Annotated in this window: 19 protein-coding genes; 3 read left to right on the top strand and 16 right to left on the bottom strand. The window is 50.2% G+C overall.

Features of this window, described 5'->3' with window-relative positions; translation table 11 throughout:
- The first annotated feature begins 62 nt into the window (after window positions 1-62).
- Window positions 63-935: an RNA polymerase sigma factor RpoH gene (rpoH, locus tag IE181_RS08730; RefSeq protein WP_191252048.1), complete on the top strand. Its 873-nt coding sequence runs from the start codon at window positions 63-65 to the stop codon at window positions 933-935.
- Between the two features lie 53 nt (window positions 936-988).
- Here the strand turns inward: rpoH and IE181_RS08725 are convergent, their stop codons facing one another.
- From IE181_RS08725 to IE181_RS08700, 6 genes are all read right to left on the bottom strand, one after another.
- A complete protein-coding gene (locus IE181_RS08725; protein WP_191252046.1) occupies window positions 989-1,492 on the bottom strand; it encodes a hypothetical protein in 504 nt (167 codons plus the stop codon).
- Between the two features lie 49 nt (window positions 1,493-1,541).
- A complete protein-coding gene (locus tag IE181_RS08720; protein WP_191252044.1) occupies window positions 1,542-3,566 on the bottom strand; it encodes a serine/threonine-protein kinase in 2,025 nt (674 codons plus the stop codon).
- Window positions 3,567-3,745: 179 nt separating this feature from the next.
- Window positions 3,746-5,038, bottom strand: coding sequence for an adenylosuccinate synthase (locus tag IE181_RS08715; RefSeq protein ID WP_191252042.1), 1,293 nt, complete (start codon window positions 5,036-5,038; stop codon window positions 3,746-3,748).
- Window positions 5,039-5,071: 33 nt separating this feature from the next.
- The gene (locus IE181_RS08710) at window positions 5,072-6,250 is read right to left on the bottom strand and encodes an ATP phosphoribosyltransferase regulatory subunit (protein WP_191252040.1); all 1,179 of its coding nucleotides are present in this window, start codon (window positions 6,248-6,250) and stop codon (window positions 5,072-5,074) included.
- 14 nt (window positions 6,251-6,264) lie between these two features.
- Window positions 6,265-7,842, bottom strand: coding sequence for a phosphoglycerate dehydrogenase (gene serA, locus IE181_RS08705; RefSeq protein WP_191252038.1), 1,578 nt, complete (start codon window positions 7,840-7,842; stop codon window positions 6,265-6,267).
- A gap of 72 nt (window positions 7,843-7,914) precedes the next feature.
- On the bottom strand, window positions 7,915-9,069 hold the full coding sequence (locus IE181_RS08700; protein ID WP_229819283.1) for a phosphoserine transaminase: 1,155 nt from the start codon (window positions 9,067-9,069) through the stop codon (window positions 7,915-7,917).
- Between the two features lie 286 nt (window positions 9,070-9,355).
- On the opposite strand from IE181_RS08700, the gene IE181_RS08695 reads away from it, so the two are divergent.
- Window positions 9,356-9,910 (top strand): EF-hand domain-containing protein, encoded by a 555-nt coding sequence (locus IE181_RS08695; protein WP_191252033.1) that lies wholly within the window; start codon window positions 9,356-9,358, stop codon window positions 9,908-9,910.
- Window positions 9,911-10,003: 93 nt separating this feature from the next.
- Here the strand turns inward: IE181_RS08695 and IE181_RS08690 are convergent, their stop codons facing one another.
- Window positions 10,004-11,206, bottom strand: a complete 1,203-nt coding sequence (locus IE181_RS08690) for a pyridoxal phosphate-dependent aminotransferase (RefSeq protein ID WP_191252031.1) — start codon at window positions 11,204-11,206, stop codon at window positions 10,004-10,006.
- Between the two features lie 224 nt (window positions 11,207-11,430).
- The gene (locus IE181_RS08685; RefSeq protein ID WP_191252029.1) at window positions 11,431-12,135 is read right to left on the bottom strand and encodes a TorF family putative porin; all 705 of its coding nucleotides are present in this window, start codon (window positions 12,133-12,135) and stop codon (window positions 11,431-11,433) included.
- A gap of 326 nt (window positions 12,136-12,461) precedes the next feature.
- Between IE181_RS08685 and uvrB the strand changes: the two genes are divergently transcribed.
- Window positions 12,462-14,606 carry an excinuclease ABC subunit UvrB gene (gene uvrB / locus IE181_RS08680; protein WP_191252027.1) on the top strand — a complete coding sequence of 715 codons (2,145 nt, stop codon included), beginning with the start codon at window positions 12,462-12,464 and terminating at the stop codon, window positions 14,604-14,606.
- 12 nt (window positions 14,607-14,618) lie between these two features.
- Here the strand turns inward: uvrB and IE181_RS08675 are convergent, their stop codons facing one another.
- The 8 genes from IE181_RS08675 to tilS all read right to left on the bottom strand — a co-directional run bounded on the left by IE181_RS08675 (window position 14,619) and on the right by tilS (window position 23,897).
- Window positions 14,619-15,245, bottom strand: coding sequence for a sulfotransferase family 2 domain-containing protein (locus IE181_RS08675; RefSeq protein WP_191252026.1), 627 nt, complete (start codon window positions 15,243-15,245; stop codon window positions 14,619-14,621).
- A gap of 36 nt (window positions 15,246-15,281) precedes the next feature.
- Complete coding sequence (locus IE181_RS08670) at window positions 15,282-16,442, bottom strand: serine hydrolase domain-containing protein (protein ID WP_191252024.1); 1,161 nt, start codon at window positions 16,440-16,442, stop codon at window positions 15,282-15,284.
- 9 nt (window positions 16,443-16,451) lie between these two features.
- Window positions 16,452-17,216: an alpha/beta fold hydrolase gene (locus IE181_RS08665; RefSeq protein ID WP_191252022.1), complete on the bottom strand. Its 765-nt coding sequence runs from the start codon at window positions 17,214-17,216 to the stop codon at window positions 16,452-16,454.
- 2 nt (window positions 17,217-17,218) lie between these two features.
- Window positions 17,219-18,001, bottom strand: coding sequence for a bifunctional hydroxymethylpyrimidine kinase/phosphomethylpyrimidine kinase (thiD, locus tag IE181_RS08660; RefSeq protein ID WP_191254135.1), 783 nt, complete (start codon window positions 17,999-18,001; stop codon window positions 17,219-17,221).
- 6 nt (window positions 18,002-18,007) lie between these two features.
- Complete coding sequence (glmM, locus tag IE181_RS08655; protein ID WP_191252020.1) at window positions 18,008-19,348, bottom strand: phosphoglucosamine mutase; 1,341 nt, start codon at window positions 19,346-19,348, stop codon at window positions 18,008-18,010.
- Between the two features lie 51 nt (window positions 19,349-19,399).
- Window positions 19,400-20,530 carry a dihydropteroate synthase gene (folP, locus tag IE181_RS08650; RefSeq protein ID WP_229819279.1) on the bottom strand — a complete coding sequence of 377 codons (1,131 nt, stop codon included), beginning with the start codon at window positions 20,528-20,530 and terminating at the stop codon, window positions 19,400-19,402.
- A 6-nt stretch (window positions 20,531-20,536) separates the two neighbouring features.
- Window positions 20,537-22,474 (bottom strand): ATP-dependent zinc metalloprotease FtsH, encoded by a 1,938-nt coding sequence (gene ftsH, locus IE181_RS08645; protein WP_308430909.1) that lies wholly within the window; start codon window positions 22,472-22,474, stop codon window positions 20,537-20,539.
- Window positions 22,475-22,607: 133 nt separating this feature from the next.
- A complete protein-coding gene (gene tilS, locus IE181_RS08640; RefSeq protein WP_191252018.1) occupies window positions 22,608-23,897 on the bottom strand; it encodes a tRNA lysidine(34) synthetase TilS in 1,290 nt (429 codons plus the stop codon).
- Window positions 23,898-23,909: the final 12 nt, after the last annotated feature.

The raw sequence follows: 23,909 nt of genomic DNA, 5'->3' as shown, positions 1-23,909 counted from the left end.
TTTGTGTGTTTTATGGTATACTAAGCTGACACAGAGACAGCAGAGAAAATAGCGAGACGACAATGACAACAACACCATCAAATTTACCGACTTTATCGCCAGAAGGCAGCCTGAGCCAGTATCTACAGGAAATTAGAAACTTCCCAATGCTGGGCGCAAAAGAAGAATATATGATGGCTAAGGCCTGGGCAGAGCACGGTGACAGCGACGCTGCCCACAAGATGGTAACCAGCCATCTGCGCCTTGTTGCTAAAATTGCCATGGGCTATCGCGGATACGGCCTTCCGGTTGCTGATCTTATCTCTGAAGGCAATGTTGGCCTTATGCAGGCTGTAAAAAAGTTTGACCCTGACAAGGGGTTTCGCTTGTCCACCTATGCTATGTGGTGGATACGCGCAGCCATTCAGGAATATATCCTGCGCAGCTGGTCACTGGTCAAGATCGGTACAACCGCCGCACAGAAGAAACTTTTCTTTAATCTACGCAAGCTGAAGAACCGTCTTCTGGCTGTCGACGAACAGTCATTGAAGCCTGAGCAAATTACAGAAATCGCGAACGAGTTGAATGTTTCTGAAGCCGATGTGGTATCCATGGACGGCAGACTTTCAGCGCAGGATCATTCCCTGAATGCGCCGCTACGCGCCGACACAGAAGGCGAATGGCAGGACTGGCTGGTGGACGAAACACCAGATCAGGAAACAATGGTCGCAGATAATGAAGAACTTCTGCAGCGAAGAGCCATGCTGGAAGATGCCATGGGTGATTTGAACGACCGCGAACGACATATTATTCTGGAACGCCGGTTGAAAGAGCCTGCCACGACGCTCGAAGAATTATCCCAGCATTATAATGTTAGTCGGGAGCGAGTGCGCCAGATTGAAGTCAGAGCTTTTGAGAAAATCAAGAAAGCAATGCATGAAGCGGCTTCTTCATAGCTGTCTTCGCACGTACCCTTGGCAAACAAACAGGCGCGGCTATTCAACCGCGCCTATTTTTCTGGCAACTTCGCAGAGGGTGGTGTAACCATGCCCCCTGGCTCAGCACCGGAGACCGTACCTCCAGAGACAACCTCACCGCCCCACCGGTCAATCAGTGCCTGACGTTTCTTGGCAAGTCCCCTAACCCGGTCCTGTGACAAGGCCTGCAATACCATTGCTGCAACTATCGGGCCTGCAAAGATCAAACCATACCCAACAGCCGCCCCCATATAGACCATAATAATGGGATACAGCTGATCTAAAATAGAGCCAAATTCAGACGGGCGTGACCAGAACTGAGCAGCAAAAGGCAGGATCGCAGTGATGTTGCAGAACATGACAATCTGCAATTTCAACATCATATGGGCACCGGCCCCCGTAAAAGCCAGAACAAAAGTAGGCAACAATCCAATGGTCGCAAACAGGGCAACCTGCCATTCCACCAAGGCAAGAACAGCAAGAGCAACGCCAATACCTGTTAGCAACGTTTGTTTGGTAGACTGTTTCCGGGTCATTCTTACCCCGGCATTTTTTCTGGAAGCTGCCACTCAGTTCGACCCTTGATTACAACATTAGCACGACGGCAAGACCAATAGCCGTTACTGCAGATAGATTACGTGCTCCTTTTAACCCTTTCAACTGTGCTTCCGGGTCCTGGAAAACAATTTTCCTAGTTAACCGCTTCCGTTCACGTTCTATAAAGGCCATTTCAGACACTGCTGCGGCAAACTCTCGGCGATCTTCTGCCTGAATTTGCAACAAATTAACTGATGATGATACTTTAGACAAATCCCCCGACTTCTTCGCCTTATCCAACAGATTAGAAACTTCTTCGCGCTTTTTCTTGTCTTTCAAATCTTTTAAGGCTGGCTTCAGATTCTCAACCAGCTTGTTCGTAAGGTTTGGTAGCTTATCAAGTTTGTAGCGTTGTTGCAGCATGGAGAAGAAATCCAGCGCAAGAATATTAAATTTCGGCTGGTCTTTTTGCGCAGCGGCCAGCTGATTAAATTCCCTGTCCAAACTGCCGCCGTGCCGGGCGCAAAATGCGGCAACATGCCGGTCAAACAGGATATTGCTGCCGCCCCCCTTGCCCGCCAGCCGTTCCAGACTGGTCATGAGCTGCTTCATGGAGGCCACAAATATATTATCAAATCGCGGTGACAGGCATGGTATGCCCGGATTCATCTCGTAGAGAACTCTTTCCATTCCTTTACCAAGCTGATTAGATGTCGCAAACGGTATAAGGTTCTTCAGAACGTTAAAACTACTGGCCAGCGTAGGGTTTAAACGACCAGCGATTTCCAGCAAAGAAGACAGCAGCTTCATATCAAACAGCTCAGAGTATGAAGTAATAAGGGACTTCTTACCCTCTGCAAAAGCGGCTGCCAGTCCTAAATGAATGGCATCATGATTTACCGACACATCCTTGTAGCGGATAGGGCCATTTGGATGCAGGAACATACAGACCCTCGACACCAGACGCATTTCACTGCGGGCTGTGGATCCTACTGACTTGTCGGCCGCAACATTCAGTGCCTTTTCAACCCTTTCGGAATAGACTTCATCCCGCAGGGAAGCCTGTATCCACTTGGTAAAATCCAGACTTCGTAAAAATGCGGCTGCTTTTTGTGGATTCCGGGCAAATGCATCCGCCAACAGGCGCCGGTCCGCATAGGATACACCTTCGAATACAGTTGGACGACTAAGTGACCATGCTTTCATTGTGGTGCGCTTGGAATTACTGATCCCTTCAAACCAGCTAACCATTTCTTCTGCGTGCCAGCGTTCTTCTACTTCATCTGCCATCAGGCCGCGCACCAAAGTACCAAGTGTGCCTGGAATATCCTGCCCGCCAGCCATTGACCAGTAAGATGTCTGATTGACCCGCGCTGTCAGGAAACTGTTCCTGTCTCTGCCTGCATAAAGTAGCTTGCCAAAATTCAGACACTGCAGAGTTACCCCAATCTGATAAAAATCAGCGGAAGTATTGCCTTCCCCGCGTGCTGTTTCGTCCGCGAAGGCGAGCTCGAGAGGCTCTGCCCCCATCGGGCACCGAACACCTGCCGGAGTTGTGCAGCATTCGCCAACAACGACATCCGTGCTGGTTGGAGAGGCAAAATACACATTGGTTGGCAAAATTCTACGATGTGCAAACCCCGCCTTATCGACAGCCACAGCGACCTTGAGAAGGGCCAATGCGATATTCTTCTTAATCAGCATGGGATTAAGTCGTGGGTTTGGCTTACCATCACTGGAAATAAGGGGGCCACCAGTTGGCCGTTCAAAAATTGTCACAAAACGCTGTTGTGACCGGCCGTCCAGAGATACATTCATAACACCGCGTGCAACAGGGCAAATCATTCCTGAAATCATGCTTGAAGACAGGCTTTTATATACATCGTTACGGACTGCAATGCCGTTATTCTGAACAACAGCATACAACGTACGCTCAGCATTCTCTTTATCCACAACCATAAATGCCTGACCACCTGGCGTCGAAAAGTCAGCAAGCGGCGCTTTGGTATTTATTTCATACCGCTCGCCAAAACCGCTCTGCACTTCAGGAATAGGTGTTTTATCCGCACTCACGTCGCTTCCCCGCAACTAGTTATCCCCCCCCGTTTGACGGAAGATTGAACCAAAGCTGGCCTAATTGCAAATATATACGAAAAATCACTGATATTGATAAAATATCAGTGATTTAGCATTCAAAGTGTATCAATTTGGGTCGTATTTATTCGCCTTATTAGATTAAGGCCACAACCTACTTAATCTTTAAATGGATCGCGAACAAGAATAGTGTCATCCCGCTCGGGGCTCGTTGACAAAAGAGCCACAGGTACACCGATCAATTCCTCAACACGGCGCACATATTTCACAGCCTCTGCAGGCAGGTCAGCCCAGCTGCGGGCACCAAATGTGCTTTCTTTCCAGCCTGGCATCGTCTCATAAACCGCTTCCACATCGGCCTGATCTTCCATGCCATATGGAAGATAATCAATGACCTCGCCTTTATGCTTATAGCCAACACAGACTTTGATTTCTTCAAGCCCGTCAAGAACATCAAGTTTAGTAAGAGCGATACCGTCAACACCGCCAATAGTCAGGCTTTGACGCACGATTACAGCATCGAACCAGCCACACCGGCGGGAACGCCCTGTAACAGTACCAAATTCATGGCCTTTTTCACCAAGGAACTGACCGATTTCGTTATTCTGCTCAGTTGGGAAAGGACCCTCACCCACACGGGTTGTATAGGCTTTCGTAATACCCAGAACATAATCAAGACTGCTTGGCCCGATACCAGAACCACCTGCGGCCTGACCCGCGATCGTGTTTGAGCTTGTCACAAAGGGGTATGTACCATGATCAATATCCAGAAGCGTACCTTGCGCCCCTTCAAAAAGAATACGTTCGCCCTTTCGATTTGCTTCTTCAAGCGTTCGCCAGACATTGTTCACATACGGCAAGATTTTCGGTGCAATTTCCATCAGGTCGTCGGCAATTTTCTTTGCGTCGATTTCAGGATGACCAAGGCCTTTGCGCAGCGCATTATGGTGAACCAGAGCCGTCTCAAGACGTTTCTCCACCAGTTCACGAGAGGACAGGTCACAAATACGCAGGGCACGGCGACCAACTTTATCTTCATACGCAGGCCCAATACCGCGGCGCGTTGTACCGATTTTAACACCAGTTGAAGCGTCTTCACGGATACCGTCCAATTCACAGTGATACGGCATAATCAGCGTTGCGTTTGCCGCGATCTGCAAAGATTTCGGGGAAATATCAACACCCTGCCCTTCAAGGGTAGCAATCTCGCGCAAGAGCGCCCAAGGATCAACAACCACACCATTACCGATGATGCTGACTTTACCGCCGCGGACAATACCAGAAGGCAACAGGGACAATTTATAAACCTTGCCATCAATGACAAGTGTATGGCCTGCATTATGGCCACCCTGAAAACGCGCTACAACACTTGCACGTTCACTAAGCCAGTCAACAATCTTGCCTTTGCCTTCATCGCCCCACTGAGAACCGACTACTACAACGTTGGCCATTATAAATCCCCTATTGATACAGGTTAATTGATGTTAATCGAGCGGCTGAATAGAGCCGTTCAAATATATATGACTGCAAAGCAATCGCCGGGCTTCTTTGCTGGCATCTGCAGTTTCTGTCAAGCCCTGAATGGTACGCCACCCGTCAGAATGTAGTCTTTTTACCATTTCCGCCGGTGTCGCCACAGGAATAAACAGTTTTTTGCCAGATTTTGGCGCAGGCAGAGCAGACATTAAAGTGTCCATATAGACGGAGAAACCAGTTGCTTCTTCTGCATCTATATCCGGATGGTCAACATGATATCTACCACCACGACCAAGCTCTGTATTGGATCCGCGTGCAAAAATCGCAAAACCGATACCGGTCTTATACTCGAACCCGTGTGTCTCGCTGGGATCGAATGTAACCGCAACCGACGGCATGCTTTCTTCAATCGCATCAACCAGACTGCGAACCCGTTTGATTAAGGTCCCAGTCTTTTTCGGCAGGGTCAGCCCTTCAATCACGGAGAGCGCCTCGCGGGCAGAGCCAGCTGCTGAAATAAGCGCAGAAAAGATTGTCGCGGCCTTGTCAGGCAAAGCATCAAACCCGTGCGCATCTTTGGCAGAAAGGGCAGAGACTGTCTGTGCCAAATCATCCCCTTCCAGATCAAACGCGGTCAGAAGTTCACGGATAAAAGGTGCAACAGTTAAATCAATACTGAGATCACGAATACCAACAGATTCCAGTGCCTCAACAGCAATCTTGATAACTTCCAGTTCCGCTTCCAAGGCATCACTGCCGATCAGTTCAAAACCAACCTGCATAAACTGGCGCGCAGGACGCAACTGACTGCCCTTAACGCGCAGAACATTCCCTGCATAAGCAAGCCGGAGCGGACGCGGCGCATTCTGAAGGCGTGTAGCCGCAAGACGCGACATCTGGACCGTCATGTCAGCCCGAACAGCCATAACCTTCTGCGTGTCTGTGTCCATCAAACGGAACATCTGGTTTGCATGGGTGCTACCAGGGCCTGTCAGAAGGCTATCTTCATATTCTACCAAAGGCGGTGAAACACGGTCATAGCCGTAATGACCGAACACCTTGAGGAGCTGTCTGACCGCAGAATATTCATAGTCAGCAGCGGGCGCCAAAACATCACGGAACCCGCCGGGTAATAAAGCCTGACGGGCATACGCATTGCCCGTCATTTTTTTAAAAGGACCAGTCATTGGGTCCCTCCTGATTAGAACGTTAAGCGTTTTGCCTGACGTACATGCGCAAGTGCAGTCACTTGGTCAAGAACAATATCCTTAATTGGCTCATCTACAGCAACCAAAGCCACGGCTTCTTCGCCCAGAATCTTTCTGCCAAGGGCGAAAGTCGCGACGTTCACGCCGTTATGGCCCAACAAGGACCCCAGAGCTCCAATGAAGCCAGGCTTGTCATCATTTATGACATATAGCATGTTTTGTGTCAGTTCAGCCTCAAGATTAACACCTGCCACCTCGACGATTCGCGGTGCCTTATTCGCAAACAGCGTACCAGATACGGTCCGTGTCTGGTTTTCAGTTTCAACTGTCAGCTTAATCAAAGTGTGATAATCCAGCTCGCGCTCATGCTTTGATTCTGTAATGTCGATGTTACGCTCTTTGGCAATTACAGGCGCATTGACCATATTCACGCAGTCCATCTGCGGGCTTAGAAGCCCCTGCAGCAGAGTTGCAGTTAGTGGCTTGGTGTTCAGACCAGCAACATGGCCTTCATACTCGATAGTCACTTTAACAATGCCAGACTGGGTAATCTGCCCTGCAAAACCGCCGATCTGTGCAGCCAAACGCATATATGGTTGCAGTTTCGGTGCGTCTTCTGCTGAAACTGACGGGGTATTCAGTGCATTAGTAACACCACCGGTCATCAAATATTCAGATATCTGATCAGCAACCTGCAGCGCAACATTAACCTGTGCTTCTGTCGTAGAGGCACCAAGGTGCGGTGTACAAATTACCTTAGGATGGCCAAACAGGACATTCTCTTTTGCTGGTTCTACTTCAAACACATCAAGCGCAGCACCTTCAACCTGACCAGAATCAAGTGCGTCTTTAAGCGCAGCTTCATCAATCAAGCCACCACGTGCACAGTTTACAATCCGCACACCTTTTTTCATTTTGGCGAAGCTTTCAGCTCCCAGGATACCCCGCGTCTGATCCGTCAGCGGTGTATGAAGGGTGATAAAGTCAGCCCGAGCCAGCAATTCATCCAACTCTACTTTCTGAATGCCCAGGTCATCGGCGCGCTCGTGCGACAGATACGGGTCAAATGCGATTACCTTCATTTTCAGACCGTGTGCACGATCCGCAACAATCGACCCAATGTTTCCTGCACCGATAAGACCAAGCGTCTTTCCTGTTACTTCAACACCCATGAATGCGGACTTTTCCCACTTGCCTTCATGCGTAGAGGCATTTGCCTGTGGGATTTGACGTGCCAGTGCCATCATCATTGCGATTGCATGCTCAGCCGTGGTGATGGAGTTACCAAACGGCGTATTCATAACAATAACACCGCCGTTTGTCGCAGCCGGCACATTAATATTATCAACGCCGATACCAGCGCGACCAATAACTTTCAGGTTCGTTGCCGCTTCCAGTACTTCCGGTGTAACCTTGGTAGCAGAGCGAATAGCAAGACCATCATAGTCGCCAATAATTGCGATCAGTTCTTCAGGGCTTAGGCCTGGCTTATAATCAACATCAACACCGCGCTCTTTGAATGTTTGTTCCGCAAGAGGGCTCATTTTATCAGAAATCAGTACCTTTGGCATGATTCATCCTTTCAAAATCTTTGTAAAATCTGGAGAAGGGGCCGAAACGTGCCAGCCCCACGTCAGTTTTAATCAGGAGAGTTCCGCCTGAACTGTTGCATATGCCCAGTCAAGCCACTGCGTCAGGGCTTTCAGGTCATCTGCTTCAACCGTACCCCCGGCCCATATGCGCAGGCCAGCAGGGGCATCCCGGTAAGCACCGATATCAAAGGCCACTTTTTCAGCCTCCAGAAGTGCAGCAACTTTTTTAGGAACCGTTGCAGCAATATCGGGGTCAAGACTGGAAATCCAATCACCCGTCAGCTTCAGACAAACAGAAGTATTGGAATTGGTTGCCGGGTCAACTGCCAGGAAATCAACCCAGTCAGTTGCCTCAACCCAGGCTTGCAGGACCGCAAGGTTTGCTTCGGAACGTGCAATAAGTCCCTTCAAACCACCTACAGACTCAGCCCATTCCAGCGCATCAATATAATCTTCAACTGCCAACATGGACGGCGTATTGATTGTAGCACCGGTAAAAATACCATCAATCAGCTTACCGCCTTTGGTCAGACGGAAAATCTTTGGCAGTGGCCACGCAGGCGTGTATGTCTCTAGACGTTCTACAGCGCGTGGGCTTAAAACGATCATGCCGTGTGCTGCTTCACCGCCCAGAACTTTTTGCCAGCTAAAAGTAGTAACATCCAGTTTTTCAAACGGCAGATCCATCGCAAAGGCTGCGCTCGTGGCATCACAGATTGTCAAACCTTCACGGTCATCCTTGATCCAGTCTGCGTTTGGTACCTTCACACCCGACGTTGTTCCGTTCCAAGTAAAAACTACATCGCGGTCGGTATCAACGGCATCAAGGTTAGGAAGACGACCATAATCCGCACGAAATTCACGAACGTCATCTAATTTGAGCTGCTTGACAACGTCAGTGATCCAGCCGGCGCCAAAACTTTCCCATGCAAGCATATCAACACCGCGTGCCCCAAGAAGTGACCACAAGGCCATTTCAACAGCACCAGTATCGGACGCAGGCACAATTCCCACGTGGTATTCGTCTGGAACACCAAGTATTTCACGAGTTTTGTCGATTGCGTATTTAAGTTTGGCTTTGCCAGGTTTGGAGCGGTGTGACCGACCAAGAAGTGCATCATTAAGTGCATCAAGTGTCCAGCCGGGGCGCTTCGCGCACGGGCCAGAGCTAAACTCCGGGCGTGGAGTTACAGCAGGTTTATTCAATTGTCTATCCTTCCAGATAGTATGTGCCCCGTTGGGGGAGCATATCCCAAAAAATGTGCCTTGGCCTTTGACCTTTTTTGCGCCAGCCCGACACGGTTCATGCGACCCTTTCATGTCACTGCCCTCAGTAGGGAGGGATACCTGCCGCTTAAAATATGGATAATCTGTCAGATGTCAATCGCGATATAGGGCACACACAAAAATAATCTTGGGCTTTTCAAACGGGTCTGTTTATGCTGCACGTATTAGGGAATATAGTGATGCAATCGAAGGGTACCTGTACCGCATGAGAAGACCTGTTTTTTTGTCCCGTTCTGCAGCAATGTCTACAACCGCACTCTTGCTGTTAATCACGGCATCCGGCTGCGCGTCAAGACAGGAAGGCCCACCGCCCCTTACCCCGGAACAAATCACACAAGCGCATGATCGCTTCCTTGTCCGCTGGGACAAAAACGGCGACGGCGTTGCGTCTTGTGATGATATTCGATTGATACGGTCGGTAATTTTCAACAACGTTGACTTGGACCAAACCCGCACACTGTCCGAGACAGAATTCCGGCGCGTCGTCTTCGAAGACAAATCCTACCAATTACTGATATTGCCAGACCTAGACAAAAATGAAGACGGTAGCCTCAGTTTTGAGGAGTTTAATGCCCATCCGCATTATCAGTTCAATTACCATGACAATAACGGGGACTGCATTGTAGACCCCGAAGAGGCAGGAGAAGCCCTGCGTGGTCAACGACGACCGGGACGCCGCACACGCCAAGGCACGCCACAAGATAATGCAGAAGGTAACGGACGCCGCAAAGTGCCAGATATCGAAGATATCGAAAACTGAGCTAAACCACGTTCTGACAGAAAAAACCGGACAGTTCCCTGCCCGGTTTTTTAGTTTTAATGCCGCGGTTTTTTATCGCCCCTAATGAATTACTTAGGTCAAAGCTGCGCAAGCCTTTTGAATGCGCGTGCAGGCTTCTGTCAGCGCCTCCGTTGATGTTGCATAGCTTACCCGGAAATGCGGGCTTAGTCCAAAGGCCTCCCCCTGAACAGCTGCGACTCCGTATTCTTCAAGAATATATGTCACAAAATCCTCGTCCGTTTCGATAATCTTACCCGCAGGTGTCTTCTTGCCAATACACCCCTGAATACTTGGGTACACATAAAAGGCACCTTCCGGCACCGGGCATTCGATGCCATCAGCCGCATTCAGCATATCAACAACCAGATCCCGGCGCGCCTTGAAAACATCTGCGCGCTCTTTCAAATACTCCTGCGGACCAGACAGTGCCGCAACCGTTGCAGCTTGCGAGATGGAACAAGGGTTTGATGTGCTCTGTGACTGCACTTTCGCCATGGCTTTGATAAGTTTCGCATCACCGCCGGCATAACCGATCCGCCAACCAGTCATAGCATAGGCTTTTGCAACACCGTTCATTGTCAAAACCCTGTCAGCCACATCTGGACAAGCCGCGGCAAAGGTCACGAATTTAAAGTCATCATATACAAGATGCTCATAGATATCATCAGCAAAAACCCAGACATGCGGATGGCGCGCGATCACTGCACCCAGTGCTTTTATCTCAGCCTCGGAATAAGCAGCGCCTGTCGGATTTGATGGAGAGTTAAAAATCAGCCATTTTGTTTTCGGCGTAATCGCAGCTTCCAGCATCTCAGGCGTCAGCTTGAAACCTGTTTCAATTCCAGCCTCCACAACAACCGGAGTGCCGCCAGCAAGCAGTGTCATGTCAGGATAGCTAACCCAGTAAGGCGCAGGGATAATGACCTCGTCCCCCTCATTCAGAGTTGCCATAAGAGCGTTATAAATCGTGTGCTTACCGCCGCTATTCACAGAAATCTGGTTTGGCGTAAATTCAAGCCCATTTTCGCGCTTGAATTTCTCAATGATAGCAGCCTTCACGGCAGGCGTACCATCAACACTGGTGTATTTTGTATCACCGTCCCATATGGCCTTGATAGCAGCCTCTTTAACATGGTCAGGCGTATCAAAGTCCGGCTCCCCGGCGCCAAGCCCGATAACATCTTTGCCCGCAGCGCGCAGTTCGGCCGCTTTGGTAGTAACAGCAATCGTTGGTGAAGGCTTCACACGATCCAGCGAAGTAGAGAGAAAAGACATAGTAAAAGTCCAATCCTTTAAAAGTGTCAGAAAATGAATAAAAAAACGATAGGACTGAGCCCGATTTGTCGCAAGCAGAAATACACCCCGATTTGAATATTTATGGGCTTATCTATTTCAGCTATAAACTGCGCCTGAAAACTCCCCCTTGACCCGCCCCCAAAAAAGGAGGGCGCAAAGCGCCCCCAGTTGGTCCAGATTCACATCTAAATGACACGTAGCGCCTAGAAGCTCGCCGACAAGGTCGCCACCACTGCCGCTTTACCAATACTGTCCTCAACATTTGTGTCTACATAGGCAACTGATAAGCTGTACTGTTCAAAGCTATAACTCGCCCCCAATGACCAGTCCCATTTGTCATCCCCAAATGCACCATCTTCGTAGGCCACATGCCCATCCAGCGACACGGGCGTATCACCAAGCGGCATGCTGGCATCCAGGTAAATATAAATATTATCTGTATTACCGACATTACCCTGATCCCAGACATACGCTGCCCCCACGGTCCAATCGACAATGTCGATGGCCCCGCTCAGCGAGCCGTATAGTTCAAGATATGCCGTACCGTCAGACCCTGGATAGGTGTAGGCCAAAAGCCCGACGTCTGCTGTTAAGCCATTCCCGATTTCGGTGGCATACCCCCCATAGATATCCAACTCGACTTCGGAACCTTCATACGATTCAATAGAGGAACCCCATGCACCAAGATAAAAACCACTTTTTGTGGAGAGATCAAAACCACCCTGGATTGCCGGGTCATGATTAGAGAGGGAAAGTCCCCGGAATCGATATTCAGTGGTCAGGGCTGCGTTGGCTGATAATGTCACATATGACATATCATCTGCAACGGATTGGGAAGAGAGAGACGTTACAGCTAAGACAACCACAGCAAGTGCGGTTTTAGTACTTTGGGAGAAGTTCTTGGGCACAGTGTTCCTCCATTGTCCTGTATAAGGTTTTCTGGCTTATCAACTAAGCACCCTATACACAGCAAGGCATGTGCCAACTTACCATACAAAATATTACGCAATAAAAACAGCATCTTACATAATTAAATACCGCACAGCAAAATTAAAATGCTGCGGTGCACTGTTTATTTATTATACAGTGGTTAATAATTATACAGAATGAATGGTGACGTATTCCCCAATTGAATTCTTGTCCTACATTGGATACAAACAGTGAACATCATGAATTTTTTTGGGTAGAGCCATCGTAGTCTGAACGGCCACCCGGCACCCTAGGCAGGCACACTATGAAATTGGAAGACACAAGAGCAAGCTTTATCCCCAATCGTCCGGAGCGACCGGAAAAGTCAGAAGGGGGCGTTGCTTTTGATCTGGTCTCTGATTTTACGCCGAACGGTGACCAGCCTACCGCGATCAAAGAACTCGTTACCGGCATAAAATCAGGAGAACGGGATCAGGTTCTTTTGGGCGTGACAGGCTCGGGGAAGACTTTTACCATTGCCAATATTATTAAGGAAACAGGCCGCCCTGCCCTGATCCTGGCACCGAACAAAACGTTGGCAGCCCAGCTTTACGGCGAATTCAAAGACTTTTTCCCCAATAACTCGGTCGAATATTTTGTTTCCTACTATGACTATTACCAACCGGAAGCCTATGTTCCGCGCACAGATACCTTTGTAGAAAAAGAAGCAACCATCAACGAACAGATCGACCGCATGCGCCATAGTGCCACCCGGGCTATTCTGGAGCGGGATGATGTTATCATTATCGCTTCTGTTTCCTGTATCTACGGCATCGGGTCCGTGGAAACCTATACCGCGATGACCTTTTCATTGACCGCAGGGGTGGAAATTGAACCAAGAGAATTAGCACGCAGGTTGGTATCCATGCAGTATAGCCGCAATGATGCTGCTTTCCAGCGCGGCACATTCCGCATTCGCGGCGACGTTGTAGATATTTTCCCCAGCCATTATGAAGACCGCGCGTGGCGCCTGATGATGTTTGGTGATGAAATTGAAGAGATTATTGAATTCGACCCACTAACCGGCGAAAAAATTCGCACACTGGAAACGGTCAAAGTGTATGCCAACAGCCACTATGTTACCCCGCGCCCAACACTTGATCAGGCAGTCAAGAAAATCAAGGCTGAGCTGAAACAGCGACTGAAATACTATGAAGAGCATGGCCGTATTCTCGAAGCCCAGCGACTGGAACAACGTACACTTTTTGATATTGAGATGATTGAAGCCACCGGCAGCTGTGCCGGGATTGAGAACTACAGCAGGTACCTGACCGGGCGAAACCCTGGCGAGCCCCCACCAACCCTGTTCGAATATATCCCCGAAAATGCCCTGCTGTTTGTTGATGAAAGTCACGTCAGTGTAGGACAAATTAACGGTATGAGCCGCGGGGATGCGAAAAGAAAGTCCACCCTTGCTGATTACGGCTTCCGTCTACCCAGCTGCGCAGATAACCGCCCCCTGAAATTCGAGGAATGGGACGTAATGCGCCCGCAAAGCGTTTTTGTGTCCGCAACGCCCGGCGATTGGGAACTGGAACAAACAGGCGGCGTCTTTACAGAGCAGGTTATTCGCCCAACAGGACTGATTGATCCTGAGGTAGAAATTCGCCCCGTCGACAGTCAGGTTGATGATCTGATGCACGAAGCAAGGAAAATATCTGACGCTGGTATGCGCGTACTTGTTACCACCCTGACAAAACGCATGGCAGAGGACCTGACCGAGTATTTACACGAAAATGGGGTCAAGGTACGCTACATGCATTCTGATATTGACACCCTGGAACGCATGGAAATTATCCGTGACTTACGGCTTGGGGTATTTGACGTGCTTGTTGGTATCAACCTGCTGCGTGAAGGACTGGATATTCCGGAATGTGGCCTGGTTGCCATTCTTGATGCCGACAAGGAAGGTTTCCTGCGGTCTGAACGATCACTTGTACAGACTATTGGCCGGGCGGCCCGTAACGCTCGCGGTCGGGTTATTTTGTATGCGGATACAATCACCCGGTCCATGGATGCAGCCATTTCCGAGACTAATCGCAGACGTGAAAAACAAATAGCCTATAATGAATTACACGGCATCACGCCGCAAACCATCGAAAAACGCATTGGCGATCTGATGGCAGATGTCAGTTCTGGCGACTATGTCACTGTTGATATCGGTCCTGATGCAGACCATCTGGTTGGCTCTAATCTGAAGAAGCATATCGAAGATCTGTCCAAGCAAATGATGCAGGCGGCCGAAGATCTTGAATTTGAAGAAGCAGCAAGACTGCGCGATGAGATCAAACGGCTGGAGGCAGGCGAACTTGGCGTTCCTGACAAGTCATTAAGACCGAAGGGCCGCGCGATGGGCGGCAAGCCCGGCACACGCACCAGAAAGGCTAAAAGCCACCGAAAACTGGGATAGAGACGCGAAACGTCAAAAGCTATAACCAAAGGTATCAATATCGGTTTTATAATGGTCGGCAATCATCTCGCGACTTTCATCGTCATAATAGTCGCGGTATGGGCCACGCTTACTTTTATTCGTGTGCGGCAGCTTTTGCCCCAGCATACCAAGACGCTCAAGTACCGTGTCCACATCCTGCCCAATTGTCTCAAACCGGCCGAGGAAATCAACCAGCTGTTCTCCATTATCATCCAGCACAAAACGGTGCTGGTGATCCCACTGGACGTGGGTTTTCTTCATCGTCAGATTTAGATAGGTTTTCAGGTCTGCATCCGCTTCCATACCAATAAAAGCACGTAAATCTTTACGGCCTTTCATATAGGCATACTGTGATATTGCCTTATCCCAAGGGTTACGAACGAAAGCGAACTTATAACAGGCACCAAACAATTCCGCGCCAACCTCCTGTCGGATTTGCTTTGCCAGTAAATGCTGCAAGCCGCCTGTCTGATACTTGTTATAATGGGGGCGCACAAAACCCATCCATAATTGGTCCGTTTTGCGCTCTTGTGGTGCCCCCCAGACAATTCTCTCGATACTGCTTCCACCCGTTTTAGGGATATGAACAAAGATGCACTTATGTTTTCTCGAAATCACTAATCAGTATCCTGTCTGTTTCTGTGATGAAGGGGATTAGCGCGAAGCCGCAACAACCGTACGAGGCAAAGGACTGGTAAAAACATCATCAAAGAAACTGATAGTCAGCTCATCAATGATGTTGGAATTGGTATTAATCAGGATTGCCAGCCCCACGTCCCTATCTGCAGAATAGGCCACCATGGAACGAAATCCTGCAACGGCACCACCATGGGCGACAATTTCCTCATCGTGAAACTGATACAGGCGCCAGCCCAACCCGTAATGGGCATCGGTCAAGTGCGGGCGCCACAGTTTCTTGCCCATTTGGCGCTTGCTTTCAATTTGCTTGGCGGTAAGCGTTTTAAGCACTTCCGGGCTGATGACATCCGGGCGGTGACCTGTGTGCGCAATCAACCACTTGGACAAATCAACAATACTGGCATTGACACCCGCCGCAGGAGCAATCCGGTAATAATCTTCTTTAACCTGAACCGGCTTGACGCCTTTACGAGTACGCTGATGGGGTGCTGCCACATTCTTTGCATCCAGAAACGGCGCGAAGCCTACGGAGGCTGTGTTCATTTCAAGGGGCTTGAACAACCGTTCTTCGATCAAGTCCCCATAATCAGCGCCGGTTTTTTCTTTTATTACCGGCTCGACAAGGCTGAACATAATGTTCTGATACCCGTAACAGTCCCCAGGTTGGCAAAGTGCCCGAACCTTGTTAAAGCGAGGCAGAATCTCCTCGACCGGGCGACCAGCCTCCAGAATATTATCGTAGGCATTAGGCATCAGCCCCGATGTGTGTGACAAAAGATGACGAATGTTCAGCGCCTTAAGACTGGCCGACGACCGCAGACGTAATTCAGGGGCATAGGGTGCCACTTTTTCTTCGAAACTAAGCGTGCCTTCTTCAACCAGCTTTGCAGCAAGTGTCGCTGCAAATGTTTTAGAGACTGATGCCAACCGAAAGGCAGTGTCCTTGTTCACCTTGCTGTGCTCAGTGGCCTTCCGGTAGCCCAGAGTGCCCAACTGCAGAATTTCGCCTTCCTTGACAATAACGTAGGCACCGCCCGGCACATCCCCTTCACGGAGTTTTATACTGAAAAGACGATCAAACTTTTTCAAATCCTGCTGGCTCTGAGCAGATGCAACCGTCGCTGTAACCAGCACGGACAGAAGGGTACAAACAAGCCTGCTTTTCAAAATCTTCATGCCTTGACGCTACTCACTTAAAAATCTTTTTACAATACGGTTCACCATATCCGGCTTTTCTGCATGCAGCCAGTGGCCTGTTCCTTCCACGGTCCGCACCGTCGCACGCGGGAACAATTCCAGTATCTGATCCTTGTGGTCCGCCGTGATATAGTTTGACGTACCACCGCGAACAAACAAGGTCGGCCCCAGATACGGGGTACCATCATTCCCAGCCATAATATTTGAATGCTGATCCAGGATCGCATCCAAATTCAACCGCCAGCCCCATTTGCCGTCCTTATTTTTGCGCCAATTGGTTAAAATAAAACTGATAATTTCAGGTTCATCAATAAATTGCTTCAGAATTTCTCCTGCTGGCTTTCTGCCCTCTGCGCCCTTTTCAGAAACAGCCTGCATTCCAGCAAGAATGCTATCATGGCCATGACTGTATTGAACTGGTGCAATATCCAGCACCACCAGCTTTCCAATTCGTTCCGGGATGGTCAGCGCAGTCTGCATCGATGTTTTCCCACCCATGGAATGCCCCACCAGATACACATCCTCGTCAAGTCCAAGGTCATCCAACAGCTCGATCACATCAGCTGCCAGCAACGGATACGTCATGTCGTCCGCGTGGTCACTGCGGCCATGATTACGCAGGTCAACCGCGATAACCTGATAATCTTCTTCAAGGGCCCGCGCCAGTGCTCCAAGATTGTCTGCCGATCCGAACAAACCGTGCAGAAGAACAACTGGATGACCTTCACCCCGTATGCGGTGGAATAGTTTCATCGTCACCTCCCGACCCTTGCATGACCAAGCGGCCCATGCCCTGCGCCGTACCCTGGCGCTTTGGCAATTGCTTCCTGGACAAAAGCATGTGCGTTCCTGACAGCAGTCTCCAGGCTTTCGCCCGCTGCCATCCCCGCCGCAATGGCGCTTGCCAACGTGCAACCAGTTCCGTGTGTATTCCGGGTATCCTGTTTGCGCGCTTCAATTTCGACAATACCATGCGGCGTCACCAACAAATCAGTTAAGTCCTGCACAGGTAGGTGCCCACCCTTCATCACCACTGCCTTGGCACCAAGTGTAAGAATATCCTCCCCCGCAGCCTTCATATCGGAAACGTCCCTAATCGTGCGGCCAGTAAGGATTTCAGCCTCTGGAATGTTGGGGGTCACAACCGCAGCACGGCTAACCAGACGTTCCTTCAAGGCACTAACAGCTTCTGCTGACTGAAGTGTATCACCGCTTGTTGCCACCATTACCGGGTCCACCACTATGGGAATGGTGGCAGGTATTACGTCAGCAACCGTCTCAATGGTGGCAATATCCGCAAGCATGCCTGTTTTAATGACATCAGCACCGATATCTGAAAGCACAGATTGAATTTGTCCGGCGATAACTTCCTGCGGAACGGGATAAATGCCGGTAACGCCCAGCGTGTTCTGCACCGTAATCGCAGTCACCGCGGTGGCAGCGTACCCACCCAGCATGGTGACAGTTTTGATGTCAGCCTGAATACCGGCACCCCCGCCGCTATCCGAACCCGCAATAATCAGAACACGTCCCACCAGTGGCTCCTAGGCGCTTTGTACTTCTGCGCAGATTGTATCAACGATACGGTTTACTTGCGCGGCGTCATCGCCTTCGGCCATAACCCGGATCACTGGCTCGGTTCCTGACTTGCGAATAACAAGACGGCCACTTCCGTTCAGTTCTGCCTCTGCGGCGGCAATTGCTTTTTTCACTGTTTCATTTTCAAGGGGCGCGTCCGCACTGAACCGGACGCTTTTCAGCGTCTGCGGTACCGGATCAAATTGTGCACAGGCTTTAGACGCTGGCACACCCGACTGAATTATCTCAGTCATCACCTGCAAGGCAGAAACCAACCCATCACCCGTCGTAGTAAAATCATTTAAAACAATATGCCCTGACTGCTCGCCCCCAACATTAAACCCGCCACTGCGCATTCTTTCCACCACATAGCGGTCACCAACCTTGGTCCGCTCAAGGGTTAACCCTTCACCTTCTAAAAGACGCTCAAGACCGAGGTTCGACATCACGGTAGAAACAAGACCGCCGCCTTTAAGGATACCGCGTCTATGCCAGTTTCGGGTAATCAGCGCCATAATCTGATCGCCGTCTACGATCTGGCCGCGTTCATCGCATAAAATTAACCGGTCTGCATCACCGTCAAGCGCAATGCCTATATCAGCACGCTCTGTGATCACCTTGGCACACATGGCTTCTGGGGACGTCGATCCGCACCCATCGTTGATGTTAAAACCATTTGGGGCTACGCCCATTGGTATAACTTCTGCGCCCAGTTCCCAAAGCGCTGTTGGTGCCACCTTATAAGCCGCACCATTTGCGCAGTCGACCACCACTTTCAAACCATCCAGACGTACACCAGACGGCACCGTGCCTTTGGCATACTCAACATAGCGGCCCTTCTCATCCTCCAGACGCATCGCCTTGCCAAGCTTTTCTGACGGCTTCAGAATATCATCCCCGCCTTCATCTACCAGACGCTCTATCTCCAGCTCTTGTTCATCAGATAGTTTATAGCCGTCAGGGCCGAAAAACTTGATGCCATTGTCATAGTGTGGGTTATGGCTGGCAGAAATCATAACGCCCAGATCGGCGCGCAGTGACTTCACCAGCATGGCAACCGCTGGTGTTGGCATTGGCCCCACCAGAATAACATCCATACCCGCGGCAATAAAACCGGCGGTAAGCGCAGGTTCGAACATATAACCGGACCGGCGCGTGTCTTTGCCGATCACAACACGGTGGACATGGTCGCCGCGAATGAAAGTCTGCCCAGCAGCCAGACCAACCCGCATGGCAATATCAGGGGTCATATGGCCCACATTGACCTTGCCCCGCATGCCGTCTGTACCAAAATACTTGCGTTCCATCTGCCCGCCCCTCGCGTTAGAGAACATTGAAGTCTGCATCAAAATTTATGATTAATCATATACGTCCATCATGGACACGTCTGCAAGTGCCTGATGCACTTTCATTGCCTGTACCGTCTCGGCAACATCATGCACCCGAAAAACCTGAACACCGACCGTGCGCGCGACAAGGGCCGCTGCAACCGATCCCGGCATACGGTCTTTCGCGTCTTCAACGCCGGTGATTGCCTCTATAAACCGTTTACGTGAAGCACCTAAAAGGACAGGACACCCAAGACCGTGCAACATAGCAAGCCCGTTAATCAGCGATAGATTGTCCACCAACACCCGCTTGCCAAAACCTATACCGGGGTCGAGGATTATTTTATCCTGCGAAATTCCAGCTGCAATCGCTGCATCCCGCCGTGCTTCCAGATAATCATACACTTCTAACAGGGCGTCCGAATATGTAGGATTATCCTGCATGGTTTCAGGTAATCCTTGCGAATGCATCAAAACGACAGGCGCGCCGCTTCTCACGGCGACATCCATACTGGCACCGTCATATTCAAGAGCAGAAACATCATTCAGAATATGCGCCCCGGCATCCAGTGCCTGCTGCATGACCGTGCTGTGCCGTGTATCAACCGATATGGGTACACCTTCACCAGCCAGCGCTGCTATGACAGGTAAAATGCGGTTTGCTTCTTCGCCTTCCCAAACGGGCTTGGCACCCGGGCGGGTACTTTCACCACCGATGTCGATAATGTCTGCGCCTTCGGCCACCATTTGGCGTGCACGGCGGACGGCGGCATCGGGATCAATAAAATCACCACCATCAGAAAAACTGTCAGGTGTTACGTTCAAAACCCCCATAATCAAAGGACGGGTGAAGGCTAGCATACGACCAAGGCCAAGGCCCGCACATTCAATAGGCTGGCGCGGTGTTTCAATTGCACTTTTCTGTGCACACAAACTCTTCTGCAGCGGAGCAGGTAACATGCCCAGAACGCTGTCTATGTCACCGGCAGGAATATAGTGATTTACAACTCGGGTTTGCTCTTCACGGATAATCAGCCTGACACCAGCGAACTTCAATCCGCTATTGCCAAGCCGCAAGCCGGCGGCAGAACCCATAAATGAACCAACGGGGAGAAGGTATCCCTTCGCCCCGTCAGATAGACTTGGTAGATCAAACGTCACAGGAATTTAGCCTTCTGGCTGCGGTGTGGCAGGGCCAGAACCTGACGTTTTACCTGTTGTAGGGATCGAACTGGATGCAGACGGCGGCATTGGTTTGTCATCGTCTTTCTTTTCATCCTTGCGGATCTCCTCACCATTGATCAGTGCCTTTAATTCATCCCCTGTCAGGGTTTCATATTCAAGCAGCGCTTCACTGATGATATTTAACTGATCCCGGTGATCCGTCAGGATTGTCTTGGCACGTTCGTACCCTTCTTCCACAAAACGGCGGATTTCTTTATCAACAAGCATCGCAGTTTCATCAGACATGTTTTTCTGCTGTGACACAGAATGTCCCAGGAACACCTCTTGCTCGTTCGCCGCATACTGGATAGGACCAAGCTTGTCGGACATACCCCACTGCGTCACCATCTTGCGTGCCAGATTGGTTGCTGACTGAATATCGCCAGAAGCACCGGACGACACTTCGTCATAGCCAAACACCAATTCCTCGGCTACGCGGCCACCCATTGCCATTGCCAAATGGTCATGCATTTTCTGGCGACGGAAAGAATATTCATCCCGCTCTGGCAGGCTCATCACCATACCAAGGGCACGACCCCGCGGAATGATTGTCGCCTTATGGATAGGATCAAGATGCGTACAGTGCAAAGAGACAAGCGCGTGTCCGCCTTCATGATAGGCAGTCATCTTCTTCTCTTCGTCCGTCATCACCATTGACTTGCGCTCAGACCCCATCATGACCTTGTCTTTGGCGTCTTCGAAATCTTTCATCGAAACAATTTTCTTATTGCGGCGTGCAGCCAACAAAGCTGCTTCGTTTACAAGGTTCATCAAGTCTGCACCAGAGAAGCCCGGCGTACCGCGCGCGATCGTTTGTTTGTCAACATCAGGTGCCAACGGAACCTTTGACATATGAACACCCAGAATTTTCTCACGGCCATTAATATCTGGATTAGGCACAACAACCTGACGGTCAAAACGGCCTGGACGCAACAATGCAGGGTCAAGAACATCAGGACGGTTGGTAGCCGCCAAAATGATGATGCCTTCATTTGCTTCAAAGCCATCCATTTCAACAAGCAGCTGGTTCAGTGTTTGCTCGCGCTCATCATTACCGCCACCAAGACCGGCACCACGATGGCGACCAACGGCATCAATCTCGTCAATGAAGATGATACACGGTGCATTTTTCTTGGCCTGTTCGAACATGTCGCGGACACGGCTTGCACCGACACCGACAAACATCTCAACAAAGTCAGACCCGGAGATTGTGAAAAACGGAACATTTGCTTCGCCAGCGATCGCCCGTGCGAGAAGCGTTTTACCCGTACCAGGAGGGCCAACAAGAAGGGCTCCCTTTGGGATTTTGCCGCCAAGGCGCTGGAATTTTTGTGGGTCCTTCAGGAAGTCAACAATCTCTTCCAGCTCTTCCTTTGCTTCTTCGATACCTGCAACATCTTCAAATGTTACGCGGCCTTGCTTTTCCGTCAGCAGGCGAGCGCGGGATTTACCAAAGCCCATGGCACCGCCACCACCGCCGCCTTTGCCCTGCATCTGGCGCATCATAAAGATCCAGATACCGATAATCAGCAGGAATGGAAGCCATGACAGTAACATACCAAGGAACAGATTTGATTCTTCTGCATCAACTTTGAACGTTACGTTGCTGTCGCGCAGACGATCCACCAGCTTGTCATCGTACGGCATAACCGTTTTAAATGTCTCACCGGACCCAACGTATTGGCCAGTGATTTCCTGGCCTTTGATTTCGACCTGCTGGACTTCGTTCTTTTCAACAGAATCAAGGAACTGACTATAAGCAATCTCCGTTGATTGCCCCTGACCACCCTGAAACAGGTTAAACAGAGCAAACAACAGCAGGATAATCATTCCCCATACGAGCGCATTGCGCATAAAACTGTTCACTACATCGCCTTTCATAGCACGACAACATCACCACACGGGGTGTGGTGTTTGCTGCCGATCAATTTGGGGAGTGTCTTCTCCCAATATTCCTTATACACACAGATAAGACTATCTTGGCCGTGTGCAAGAGTAAACCACCTGATATTCGTCATTTTTTCGGTATAGCGTTGCTGAGGCACGATAAAGTAACGATAGGTGTGCCTGTGCTACATTTACCAAGCGTAGGTAGTTCAACCACTTCAGCATCCCCATTTTCTGCCAACCGGCACACAACAGGCAGCCCCCGCCGCACAACAGTCGGGACCATAATATCCTTCAAATCCGGCCACTGTGCACGGGCCTGCCCCCATAAATCATCCGCAAGCGGCATGATCACTAGATCAGCTACACTATTTGTTTGGGCGGATACGACAAACCTGTTATCCCAAACACCATCCCCCAAAGGAGTTGCAGGGCTAATTGCAGAGGGTTCACGCGCAAATAAAAACCCATCACCCAAAGGTTCAATCTTACAGCCAGCAAGTGTTACCCCGGCAAAATCAATATCGCGCATGGCTGCATATAGCCGTTCCAACTTCTCAAAGCGGGGCGCATATTCTGCATCAGCAACTGCGTGCAAAATGGCAATAATCCCCCGCAGAACAATCTCATCAGGTGCAGAGTTCAACGCCTCAGACGGAATACTGACATAGTGCTGTGGCTCCATCCGTGCATAGGTATCCAGCCACTGGTTAACATAAAAAGTGATCGCCTGCCGTGATCTGCGCAGTCGGTCCGCCGTTTCGGACAGTCGCAAAATATCAAGCCCCTCCAGCGGAGGTTCCTTTAAAAACTGGCGCACCTTAACCCGGTCAAAAGCCTTATTCTCATTTGAAGGATCTTCAATCCAGTCAAGATCATGGCGCTGCAGGAAAGCGATCAATTGTTCTTTGCGTGTGCGCAGAAACGGACGAAGAAGCGCGATACCCGTTCCGGCATAGTCAGGCGTCACAGCCGGCATGCCAGCCAAGCCGTAAAGACCGCTACCACGTGCCAGTCGCAGGATCAGCGTCTCTGCCTGATCATCCATATGATGCCCGGTCAGAAGAAACGATATCCCCTGCTCTCTGCAGACGTCGGTCAATAACCGGTAGCGTTCCCGGCGCGCAACGGCCTGAATATTTCCTGTGGGTTTAGCGCCTGACCAGCGTACAATCTGGTGTGCAATATTCTGATCCGCAAGCATGCTGGTGACAGTTTCTGCCTCCGCACCGGAATCTGGCCGTAAACAGTGATCAACCGTAATTGCCAGTGTTGGCCTACAGGCTGCTGCCAGAAAAGCCAGGGCCAAACTATCCGCCCCGCCAGAGACGGCAACCGCCACTTTGTCATCAGGCCCCACCCCGGCATTCAACAGCCAGGCGTCCAGATGATCAACAGTGTAGTCGCGGTCCACCATGTATAGTACCTA

This window comes from Kordiimonas sediminis, assembly GCF_014656395.1.
GTDB lineage: Bacteria > Pseudomonadota > Alphaproteobacteria > Sphingomonadales > Kordiimonadaceae > Kordiimonas_A > Kordiimonas_A sediminis.
This window is presented reverse-complemented; position numbering and strand designations above follow the sequence as displayed.